This is a genomic window from Ruegeria sp. BI11 (genome assembly GCF_056538005.1).
Window position 1 is genome coordinate 30,988 of record NZ_JBQFSM010000001.1, and the last position, 11,075, is coordinate 42,062.

The 11,075-nt window shown below is 57.3% G+C and carries 10 protein-coding genes; 5 read left to right on the plus strand and 5 right to left on the minus strand.

What is annotated here, in order from left to right; all coding sequences use genetic code 11:
• Nucleotides 1-77 precede the first annotated feature (77 nt).
• Nucleotides 78-773, plus strand: a complete 696-nt coding sequence (locus tag ACR0DT_RS00155) for an SIMPL domain-containing protein (RefSeq protein ID WP_480708800.1) — start codon at nucleotides 78-80, stop codon at nucleotides 771-773.
• On the opposite strand, the gene ACR0DT_RS00160 is transcribed toward ACR0DT_RS00155, so the two are convergent.
• The 3 genes from ACR0DT_RS00160 to ACR0DT_RS00170 all read right to left on the minus strand — a co-directional run bounded on the left by ACR0DT_RS00160 (nucleotide 729) and on the right by ACR0DT_RS00170 (nucleotide 3,851).
• Nucleotides 729-1,487 (minus strand): GNAT family N-acetyltransferase, encoded by a 759-nt coding sequence (locus ACR0DT_RS00160; protein WP_480708801.1) that lies wholly within the window; start codon nucleotides 1,485-1,487, stop codon nucleotides 729-731. The genes ACR0DT_RS00155 and ACR0DT_RS00160 overlap by 45 nt on opposite strands.
• 3 nt (nucleotides 1,488-1,490) lie before the next feature.
• On the minus strand, nucleotides 1,491-2,783 hold the full coding sequence (locus ACR0DT_RS00165) for an O-acetylhomoserine aminocarboxypropyltransferase/cysteine synthase family protein (RefSeq protein ID WP_480708802.1): 1,293 nt from the start codon (nucleotides 2,781-2,783) through the stop codon (nucleotides 1,491-1,493).
• 72 nt (nucleotides 2,784-2,855) lie between these two features.
• Nucleotides 2,856-3,851 (minus strand): hypothetical protein, encoded by a 996-nt coding sequence (locus tag ACR0DT_RS00170; protein ID WP_480708803.1) that lies wholly within the window; start codon nucleotides 3,849-3,851, stop codon nucleotides 2,856-2,858.
• Nucleotides 3,852-4,163: 312 nt separating this feature from the next.
• Between ACR0DT_RS00170 and ACR0DT_RS00175 the strand changes: the two genes are divergently transcribed.
• Together ACR0DT_RS00175 and preA are read left to right on the plus strand one after the other, a co-directional pair.
• A complete protein-coding gene (locus ACR0DT_RS00175) occupies nucleotides 4,164-5,498 on the plus strand; it encodes an NAD(P)-dependent oxidoreductase (RefSeq protein WP_480708804.1) in 1,335 nt (444 codons plus the stop codon).
• 46 nt (nucleotides 5,499-5,544) lie between these two features.
• Nucleotides 5,545-6,849, plus strand: a complete 1,305-nt coding sequence (gene preA / locus ACR0DT_RS00180) for an NAD-dependent dihydropyrimidine dehydrogenase subunit PreA (protein WP_480708805.1) — start codon at nucleotides 5,545-5,547, stop codon at nucleotides 6,847-6,849.
• A gap of 222 nt (nucleotides 6,850-7,071) precedes the next feature.
• On the opposite strand, the gene ACR0DT_RS00185 is transcribed toward preA, so the two are convergent.
• Complete coding sequence (locus ACR0DT_RS00185; protein WP_480709644.1) at nucleotides 7,072-7,368, minus strand: antibiotic biosynthesis monooxygenase family protein; 297 nt, start codon at nucleotides 7,366-7,368, stop codon at nucleotides 7,072-7,074.
• 109 nt (nucleotides 7,369-7,477) lie between these two features.
• Nucleotides 7,478-8,086, minus strand: coding sequence for a TetR family transcriptional regulator C-terminal domain-containing protein (locus ACR0DT_RS00190; RefSeq protein ID WP_480708806.1), 609 nt, complete (start codon nucleotides 8,084-8,086; stop codon nucleotides 7,478-7,480).
• A 171-nt stretch (nucleotides 8,087-8,257) separates the two neighbouring features.
• Between ACR0DT_RS00190 and ACR0DT_RS00195 the strand changes: the two genes are divergently transcribed.
• Both ACR0DT_RS00195 and hydA read left to right on the plus strand, forming a co-directional pair.
• Nucleotides 8,258-9,508, plus strand: coding sequence for a Zn-dependent hydrolase (locus ACR0DT_RS00195; protein ID WP_480708807.1), 1,251 nt, complete (start codon nucleotides 8,258-8,260; stop codon nucleotides 9,506-9,508).
• Between the two features lie 92 nt (nucleotides 9,509-9,600).
• Nucleotides 9,601-11,055, plus strand: coding sequence for a dihydropyrimidinase (hydA, locus tag ACR0DT_RS00200; protein ID WP_480708808.1), 1,455 nt, complete (start codon nucleotides 9,601-9,603; stop codon nucleotides 11,053-11,055).
• The last annotated feature ends 20 nt before the right edge of the window (nucleotides 11,056-11,075 follow it).

Consider the following 11,075-nt stretch of genomic DNA (forward strand, 5'->3'; position numbering starts at 1 on the left):
GAAAAAGCCAGAACTTCCCCTTGTTTGACAAACCCAGTCGGCCCCATCTTGGTAGAGAAGAAATTGGAGGGAAGACCTTGAAGAAAATCGCTTTTCTGGCCGCGATGCTGGCCGTAACGGCCGCCGGTTTGGCACATGCGGAAGAACGTCGCATCACCGTGGATGCAACTGGCACCGTGCAGGCTACCCCGGATATGGCAACCATCACTTTGGGTGTCACCAATGAAGATCCGCAGGCATCAAATGCGATGCAGGCGACATCCGACGCGGTGGCTCAGATTCTGAAACGGCTTGAGGACATGGGCGTCGAATCCCGCGATGTTCAGACCCGTGATCTATCGCTGTCGCCGGTTTGGTCTGGGCGGAACAATCAAAATGGCGAGCGACCCGAGATTTCCGGTTTTGTCGCCTCGAACAACGTTCAGGTCCGCGTCCGTGATCTGACGCAGCTAGGAACGATCATGGATGCGGTTATTCAGGACGGAGCTAACAATTTTGGTGGGCTGAGCTTTGGTGTGCAGGACCCATCGCCGCTGCAGGCGCAGGCGCGGGCTGAGGCCGTTGCGGAAGCGACTGCAAAAGCGGAACAGTTGGCACAGGCGGCTAATGTGACGCTGGGCCCGGTTCAGCACATCAGCGAGCAGGTCCGAGGCCTTAGCCCTGCGCCGCAGATGCGCGCGATGGCGATGGCTGAAGGGGGCGGCGTACCGGTCGCGGGGGGTGAGATTTCAGTTTCCGTCAACGTGTCTATGGAATTCGGGATGACCGAGTGAACCTTTGTTTTGACTGCGGGCCTTCAGTGATTGCCGCTGCTGGCCCGTTTGGTCGAAATTGTCTGGCGACAGCCATTCTTCAAACGCGGTCTTAATCCGCGGCCATTCACTGTCGAGGATCGAATACCAGGCCGTATCTCGGTTCCGTCCCTTATAATGGGTGGCCTGCCGAAAGATGCCCTCGAAGGTAAAACCCAGACGTTCGGCCGCGCGGCATGATGCGGCGTTCAGGGCGTCGCATTTCCATTCATAACGGCGATAGCCCAGTTCGTCGAAGACGCGACGCATCATCAGGTACATTGTCTCGGTCGATTGCGGACTGCGTTGCAGTAGCGGTGAAAAGTGGATGTGGCCGACCTCAATCACACCCGCCGCTGGTTCAATCCGCAGGAATGAGGCCATGCCGACCGGCGTTTCATTTTCGTCCAGCACAGTGTGGAACATTGGATCGGCGTCCATACAGGTCGCGCGGGTCCAGTCCTCGAATTCCTGTTCACTGTCGAACGGTCCATAGGGCAGGTAGGTCCAGTTGTGGCCATCGGTATCGTTAGCAAACGCCCGGTACAGTCCAGGCGAATGTCGATTCACGTCCAGCGGCACGACGGAGCAATATTGGCCCTCCATCGGCGTATAGGGCGGTGTGGGGCGAGGGAATTCGCCCGATACCGGCAGACCGATGGGTTGCCCCAGATCGTTGGTGTCGTGCCCGCTCATGACTCAGGCCGTGGCCTTGGCAAGCGCCTGATTCAGATCGGCGATCAGATCGTCTGCGTCTTCGATGCCGATGGACACGCGGACAACGCCGGGGCCTGCGCCTGCGGCCTCTTGTTGTTCGGGCGTCAGCTGACGGTGGGTGGTCGAGGCTGAGTGAATGATCAGCGACCGGGCATCGCCCAGATTGGCAACATGGCTGAAAATCTCAAGTGAGTTCACCAGTTTGACACAGGCGTCATAGCCACCCTTGACCGCAAAGGTGAACAGCGCACCGGCACCCTTCTTATAGTGTGCCTTCACCCGGTCATAATATGGCGAGGAAGGCAGGCCCGCGTAGGTCACATAATCCACTCGATCGTCAGCTTCGAGCCAGGCGGCGATCTTCTGAGCGTTCTCCACGTGGCGCTCCATCCGCAAGGACAGGGTCTCGACCCCCATCAGTGTGTAGTGTGCTGCTTGCGGGTTCATGGTCATGCCCAGATCGCGCAGACCAATCGCAATACCGTGGAAGGTAAAGGCCAGCGGGCCAAAGGTCTCATGGAATTTCAGGCCGTGATAAGCTTGTTCTGGCTGGCTGAGCGAGGGGAACTTGTCATTTGCCGACCAGTCGAACTTGCCCGAATCCACGATGCAGCCACCGGTGACCGTGCCGTTGCCAGTCAGGTATTTGGTGGTTGAATGCACGACCAGCGTCGCACCGTGTTCGATGGGGCGGCACAGGTACGGCGTGGCCGATGTGTTGTCGACAATCAGTGGAATGCCGGACGCATCCGCGATATCTGCCAGAGCCCGAATGTCGGTCACATAGCCGCCCGGGTTGGCGACGGATTCGCAAAAGATCGCGCGAGTGTTCTCGTCGATGGCGTTTTTCACCGCGTCCAGATCATCGGTGTCGACGAAATTGGCCGACCAGCCAAACCGCTTGATGCTCTGGCTGAACTGCGTGACCGTACCGCCATAAAGGCGCGTCGAGGACACCACGTTGCAGCCTGGTGCCATCAGTGGGAACAGTGCCATGATTTGCGCCGCGTGCCCCGAAGAACAGCAGACCGCACCAACACCACCTTCTAATGTTGCAATACGTTCCTGCAGCACGGCCACGGTTGGGTTGGTCAGGCGGGAATAGATGAAACCAACCTCTTGCAGGTTGAACAGGGCGGCTGCGTGATCCGCGTCGCGGAATACATAAGCCGTTGTTTGATAGATCGGAGTCTGGCGCGCGCCCGTTGCCGGATCGGGCCGTGCGCCCGCGTGAATCTGAAGTGTGTCAAAACCGTAGGTAGGGCCGTCAGACATCGTTAAAATCTCCTGTTGGAATGTGTGTTGCTGAATCTCTAGGCGATTGAGGGCGCGCGCACAACAATCCTGTCAGCGCATCCACAGGCCCTTGTTCTTGATCGTATTGCGAATGACCTGTTCGCGCTGGGGCATGTTTTCACGGTCGAACAGGTCTCGGATCTTGTGCCCCTTTCGTTGCAGGACCAGCTTTTTGATCGGGTCATACCCTTTGAGCACTTTTTTGACACGGTTGGGGGCCACGACGGTTTCTAGGACCTCTATCACGTGGTCGCTTTCGCGCGCATAGAGCAAGGGGAACAGGCGATAGTGGCAGCTGACCGATCCATCCAGCAGGCCTGGGGGCAAGGTTTCACGTCCGCCGCCAAATGAGTGAACTACCAAGGGCAAGGCGGCCTGATCCAGCCAGGGATCAAGGTTCTGCCCAGCCAGTTCGGGAATGTTTCCATCCCGGATCGTGCGCGCGTAATCCAGAAAGCGTTCGCCGAATTGGCGCGGGCACGAATAATAGAAATAGCCGGCGTTGAAGTACAAATACCGCCGCCAGTAACCTACCGGCTTGCTGGTATCCAATGAGCTTTCGAAGTCCAGTTCGAACCGACGATAGAGTGCGCTCCAGATACCATCGAAGCCCGGACCATACAGGGTGGGTTTAGGCCAGGTTCCTTCGACTTTTTGTGACGCGCTGGGTCGATCAAAATCAAAAGGGACCGAGGTCAGATCACCGGTGATCAGTGTATCGCTGTCAAAGAACACGAAAGGCTCGCCTTCGGGCAGGGCCAGTAGCGCCTCAATCTTGTTGCCGTGGGGATAGCTGTTGCCGAAGACACGGTTGTCGAAGGGCAGAATCTCAGCATCCAGTTGTCGCAGCGCCTTCAGAACGTCCTCGTTCCGGATGCTCGGGTCCTGCGGCCAGCGCGGGCCGGGCTGCGGAACAGCCACAAACAGCCGACCTGCAAAATTCGGTGAGCTATGGCGTAGCGAGGCAGCAAACAGCAGTGCCTCATACTGCAGCCGGTTGTTTTGCCCGACGATGACGATGTTGAACTTCGGGGGGGTGGCCTGCATCGGGTGACTTTCGGGTATCTGGCCGTTGGCCGGCGCTGCTCGGGTTGTGTTTGACCTACATTACGCAGCTGAGTCCGTCAAAACCAGATGCCGGAAAACTCGGAAATTGAGGTCGTGATTTGCCCCGTACAATCTTCAGTCGGGTAGAACCGGGGCGCCAATTGCCCGTAAAACAGACAGGTTCATCAGAAAAATGAGCAGAATCTGCCCGTTTTTCGAGTTTTTGATGATTTTATAAATTTTACCAATTGATAAAAAATCAGATTATGGCAAGCTGAGATCATAACGAACATATCTACAGGGAGTAGAGCGATGGCACAGGGCCAGATTGCCTCCGGCATTGTCTCCGGGCGGCTTTCCAGCGATGAGCTGACATCGAATTTCACGGACTTACATCCACCATTGGCCGCGCACGAGGCTGCCGTGGCTGCAGATCGGTGCTATTTCTGTTACGACGCGCCATGTGTGACGGCCTGTCCAACGGATATCGATATTCCGTTGTTCATGCGCCAGATTCAGGCCGGACAGCCCGAGGCGGCGGGTGAGACCATTCTGGCGCAGAATATTCTGGGCGGCATGTGTGCCCGCGTCTGCCCGACCGAGACCTTGTGCGAGGAGGCCTGTGTGCGCGAAACGGCCGAAGGGGCTCCGGTCGAGATCGGTCGCTTGCAGCGCTATGCGACAGACAGTGTGATGACTGCAGGGGATCATCCGTTTGAACGAGCTGCGTTAACAGGCAAGACTGTGGCAGTTGTCGGGGCGGGGCCAGCTGGTTTGGCCTGCGCGCACCGTCTGGCGATGCTGGGGCATGACGTGGTGATCCACGAAGGCAAGCCCAAGCCTGGCGGCCTGAATGAATATGGCATCGCTGCCTATAAAACGACCAATGACTTTGCACAGGCCGAGGTTGATTGGCTGTTGCAGATCGGCGGTATCACGATCGAGACCGGCTCGGTTTTGGGTGAGGGCATCTCGCTAGATGGTCTGGTTGAGAACTACGATGCCGTCTTTTTGTCCATCGGTCTGGCCGGAGTGAATGCGTTGCGTGCGCAAGGGGCTGATCTGGACGGGGTGCGTTTTGCCGTCGATTTCATCTCGGATGTGCGTCAGGCCTCGGACCTGGCTCATCTGCCGGTGGGGCGCAATGTGGTGGTGATCGGTGGCGGTATGACTGCCGTGGATGCGGCGGTGAAATCAAAGCTGCTGGGGGCCGAGCATGTCACCATCGCCTATAGGCGTGGTCGTGATGCGATGGGCGCTAGCCGGTATGAACAGGATCTGGCCTCATCCCACGGCGTCAAGATCATGACCAACGTGCAGCCCGTTGCCGTGCATGGAAACGGGGCAGCGGCCGAGATCGAATTGGAGTATACTTCCAGCCACGATGGTCAGCTCTCTGGTACCGGCGAGGTGATCCGCGTGCCTGCGGATCAGGTCCTTAAGGCGATTGGCCAGAAGTTGGACGGTGCGCCCGAGAGCTTGACGCTGGATGGCAACAAGATCGCCGTGAACGAGACCGGGCGCACCTCGATGGCCGGGGTCTGGGCTGGTGGCGATTGCGCGGCCGGTGGAGAAGACCTAACCGTGACCGCCGTGGCCGAGGGCCGCGATGCCGCGATGGATATCCACGCAAGTCTGACCGCGTGAAACTTACAAAACAAAGATGCTGATCAGCATCAGGGAGGCCGGATAAATGGCTGATTTAAAGACAAACTTTCTGGGAATAGAAAGCCCGAATCCATACTGGCTGGCCTCGGCGCCGCCGACCGATAAGGAATATAACGTCCGCCGTGCATTCGAAGCCGGATGGGGCGGCGTTGTGTGGAAAACGCTGGGAGCAGAAGGGCCACCGGTCGTGAATGTGAACGGGCCACGCTATGGCGCGATCTATGGTGCGGATCGGCGGTTGCTGGGTCTGAACAACATCGAACTCATTACCGACCGTCCGCTAGAGGTGAATCTTGAGGAAATGGCGCGGGTCAAAGCCGATTACCCGGATCGCGCGCTGATCGCCTCGATCATGGTACCGTGTGAAGAAGCGGCGTGGAAAGCCATCCTGCCGCGTGTGGCCGAGACTGGTGCGGACGGGATCGAGTTGAACTTCGGCTGCCCCCACGGGATGAGCGAGCGCGGAATGGGCTCGGCCGTGGGGCAGGTGCCGGAATATATCGAGATGGTGACTCGCTGGTGTAAGCAATACTATGACCGCCCGGTTATCGTGAAGCTGACGCCGAACATCACAGACATTCGCAAGCCAGCCGAGGCAGCCAGAAATGGCGGTGCGGACGCGGTATCGCTAATCAACACGATCAACTCGATCACCAGCGTCAATCTGGACACTTTCAGCCCAGAACCCTCGATTGATGGCAAGGGCAGCCATGGTGGCTATTGCGGCCCGGCGGTGAAGCCGATTGCGTTGTCGATGGTGTCCGAGATTGCCCGCGCACAAGCTACGCATGGCCTGCCGATTTCCGGCATCGGCGGCGTGACCACGTGGCGCGACGCAGCCGAATTCATGGCATTGGGATGTGGCACTGTACAGGTCTGTACCGCCGCAATGACCTATGGGTTCAAGATCATCGACGAACTGACCGCTGGCCTGTCCAAGTGGATGGATGAAAAAGGCTATACGGATGTCTCGCAAGTCGTCGGTCTTGCGGTGCCGAATGTTACCGACTGGCAATATTTAAACCTGAATTACGTGGCCAAGGCCAAGATTGATCAGGACCAGTGCATCAAATGCGGTCGCTGCTATGCGGCGTGTGAAGACACCAGCCATCAAGCGATTTCAATGTCTGAGGATCGGGTGTTCGAGGTCATGGATGACGAATGCGTTGCCTGTAACCTTTGCGTGGATGTCTGTCCGGTTGACGGATGTATCTCGATGGTGCCGATGGAAGCCGGAGAGGTTGATCCCCGCACCGGAATTGAGGTGCAGCCTGACTATGCCAACTGGACGACGCACCCGAACAATCCGATGGCGAAAGCTGCAGAGTAGTTCGATTTGCGGCAACCCCAAAGGGTCGGCGACCGTCGGCCCTTTGTCGTTAATTGCACGGGATGCCGGAGAAGTTTGAGCGACCGTGCAGTTGAGTGCGTTTTAAGGTCATGAGGAAATCTTTGGGATCTATTGTCGGACTGAAGCCCAGCTCAAGCCACCTTCGTTTGCTAACCTAGCCGCTGTTCAAATTTCACGGATAAGTTGGATTATTTCCATCTGTTAACCGTCTACAAACTCATAATGTTTGATTGAGCGTGACTCGACCAGTTCGGCTTCCATCGGGTCAACATGAGGGCTGGAAATGTCGTCTCCAACAAACGCCTTAAGAGACTCGAGGTCTTTCCAAATCATAACAAAACTAAACTCTCTGGGCGTGTCGGCGCGCGGGGCCCCCGGTATGACCTGAACTATCCCCTTCGTTTCCTTCATGAGCGGGATCGCCGTCTCGTGAAAGAATTTCCCGAACTCTTTTTCTTTGCCGGGGCGCGTCACGACCTGAAATATGCGAATGATCATGCAATCACCTTCCTTTCGGTGTTGCTGCTGCATGAAAGTCGCCTCAAGACTACTCAGTATAGCACGGCATGCTGAAATGCTCAGCCAATGGCTCTGTTCGACCGCTTTTCTATGGTGTCAGCAGTTTGCGATAAAGAGTTTCGATAAACGGTTCTGCCCCCTCGAACGGGTCCTCGTCGCCCAGTATAGCGCGGACCTGAACGTCGAAATCAGCGTAATGCTGCGTCAGAGCCCAAATCGAAAAGATCAGGTGATAGGGGTGCAGCCGCGCAATTTTACCCTCACCCATCCATTGGGTCAGGATCGCGGTTTTCTCATCCACCAGCGCCTTTAGATCTTTCGACAGAGCTTCGTGAATGCGGGGCGCACCCTGAACAAGTTCATTCGCGAACAAGCGGCTTTCACGCGGCAACTCGCGGCTCATCTGCAGTTTGCGACGAATGTAGGACAGGATCTCTTCCATCGGATCTCCCTCCGCATCAAGGTCATGCAGAGGTGCCAGCCATGTTTCCAGAAGACCCGAAAGCAAGGCGGTGTGGATCGCCTCTTTCGACGGGAAATAGTACAGAAGATTCGGTTTGCTCAGCCCGGCCTCGGTCGCAATCTGATCTACGGTTGCGCCCCGAAAGCCATGGGCAGAAAACACGTTCAGCGCGGCCTCGAGAATCGCGGCGCGGTTCTTTTTCTGAATTCGGGTCGGGGCGCGATCCTTGGGCATGTTTCCAGCGTGTCTCTTTTTTTGCCATGCGGGGGCCAATTATGCCGAAATTTCCGGCGGCACCATGCAATTTCTTGACTGATCTCGAACCCGTGATAGCGTGAGTTTGACCAGATGGTCAAATCAAGACACCAAAAGCGAGCCAAATCGCAAGCAACAGGGAAGACAGCAATGGCAGCTCCGGCGCAGAACCTCAGGATCAACGGCGACAGGTTGTGGGACAGCCTGATGGAGATGGCCAAGATAGGCCCCGGTGTTGCGGGCGGCAACAATCGTCAGACCCTGACCGACGAAGACGCAGAAGGGCGCGCGCTGTTCCAGAAATGGTGCGAGGATGCCGGTTGCACCATGGGCTTGGACCAGATGGGCAATATGTTCGCCCGCCGCGAGGGGACAGACCCCGAGGCGCTACCGGTCTATGTGGGCTCACATCTGGATACGCAGCCTACTGGCGGGAAATATGACGGCGTGCTGGGCGTACTGGGCGGTTTGGAAATCATCCGGACGCTCAACGACCTGGATATCAAGACCAAACACCCCATCGTGGCGACTAATTGGACCAACGAAGAGGGCACGCGCTATGCGCCGGCTATGCTGGCGTCGGGCGTGTTTGCGGGGATGCACACGCAGGACTGGGCCTATGACCGTGAAGATGCCGAGGGTAAAAAGTTTGGCGATGAACTGAACCGCATCGGTTGGCGTGGTGACGAAGAGGTCGGCGCTCGCAAGATGCACGCCTTCTTTGAACTGCATATCGAACAGGGGCCGATTCTTGAGGCCGAAGGTAAGGATATTGGTGTAGTCACCCATGGGCAGGGTCTGAACTGGACGCAGATCACCGTAACCGGAAAGGACGCGCATACTGGTTCGACTCCGATGCCGATGCGCAAAAATGCTGGCCTGGCGATGGCGCGTATTCTTGAGAAAGTGGATGAAATCGCCTGGTCACACGCGCCTCATGCGGTCGGGGCGGCGGGACATATCGATGTATATCCGAACTCTCGCAACGTGATCCCCGGCAAGGTTGTGTTCACGGTCGATTTCCGTTCGCCCGATTTGGACGTAATCACCGACATGGTAAACCGCCTGCGTGTCGCCGCCGAAGACATCGTCGAGGAGATGGGCCTGCAGATCGAATTCGAGAAGGTTGGCGGCTTTGATCCGGTGACATTTAACGAGGGATGCGTGAAAGCCGTTCGCGATGCCGCTGAAAGATTAGGCTATTCGCACACCGACATCATTTCGGGCGCAGGGCACGATGCATGCTGGATCAACCGCGTGGCTCCAACTGCGATGGTGATGTGCCCATGCGTGGATGGGCTGAGCCATAATGAGGCGGAAGAGATCAGCAAAGACTGGGCTGCTGCCGGGGCGGATGTTCTGTTTCATGCGGTCGTCGAGACGGCCGGGATCGTGGAATAGGGGGCTCTGCCCCCGTCGCCCGAAAGGCGACTCCCCCGAGGTATTATTAGCCAGATGTAGCAAGCGGCGCAGACCGCGTCAGGGAGATTAAAATGAGCACTGTTATCAAGAACGGAACCGTCGTGACCGCCGATCTTTCCTACAAGGCGGATGTGTTGGTCGAAGGTGGCGTGATCACCGAGATCGGAATGGATCTGAAGGGTGACAAGTTGCTGGATGCGACGGGCTGTTACGTGATGCCCGGTGGGATTGACCCGCACACGCATCTTGAGATGCCTTTCATGGGGACGTATTCCAGTGATGATTTCGAAAGCGGGACGCGGGCGGCGCTGGCGGGAGGGACCACGATGGTGGTCGATTTTGCGTTGCCAAACCCCGGCGAGGGCCTTCTGGACGCGTTGAAGCGCTGGGATAACAAGTCGACCCGTGCAAATTGCGACTACTCCTTCCACATGGCGGTGACCTGGTGGGGCGAGCAGGTGTTCGATGACATCAAAACAGTGATCGAAACGCGCGGCATCAACACATTCAAGCATTTCATGGCCTACAAAGGCGCACTGATGGTGAATGACGATGAGCTGTTCGCCTCGTTCAAGCGATTGGCTGAGTTGGGTGGCATCGCCATGGTACATGCCGAGAATGGCGATGTGGTGGCTGAGCTGAGCGCCAAGCTGCTGGCCGAAGGAAATACGGGCCCCGAGGCACACGCGTATTCCCGCCCGCCACAGGTCGAGGGAGAGGCCACCAACCGGGCCATCATGATTGCCGACATGGCAGGTGTGCCTTTGTACGTGGTGCACACCTCCTGCGAAGAGGCGCATGAAGCCATTCGCCGGGCCAAGATGAATGGTAAGCGGGTTTGGGGGGAGCCTTTGATTCAGCACCTGACACTGGATGAAAGCGAGTATTTCCACCAAGATTGGGACCACGCGGCGCGGCGCGTCATGAGCCCTCCGTTCCGGAACAAGCAACATCAGGATAGCCTGTGGAACGGGCTGCATTCCGGCACGCTCAGTGTCGTGGCCACCGACCATTGTGCCTTCACCACCGACCAGAAGCGGTTTGGCGTCGGTGACTTTACCAAAATTCCGAACGGCACCGGTGGGCTAGAAGATCGAATGCCGATGCTGTGGACTCATGGCGTGAATACCGGGCGTCTGACGATGAATGAATTCGTGGCGGTAACTTCAACGAATATCGCCAAGATATTGAATTGTTATCCTAAAAAAGGAGCAATTCTTGTCGGTGCGGACGCCGATATTGTTGTTTGGGATCCAGAGAAATCCAAAACGATCAGCGCCGACTCCCAGCAATCCTCGATCGACTACAACGTGTTCGAGGGCAAAGAGGTCAAAGGCCTGCCGCGCTTTACCCTGACCCGTGGACAGGTGGCTGTGCATGACGGTGAAATCCGGACACAGGAAGGACATGGAGAGTTCGTGGCGCGTGAACCCAACGGTCACGTGAACAAGGCTCTGAGCACGTGGAAAGAGCTGACAGCGCCGCGGCCGGTTGAGCGGACCGGTATTCCGGCGACGGGGGTGTGATTGGGTAGGGATTGCCACCA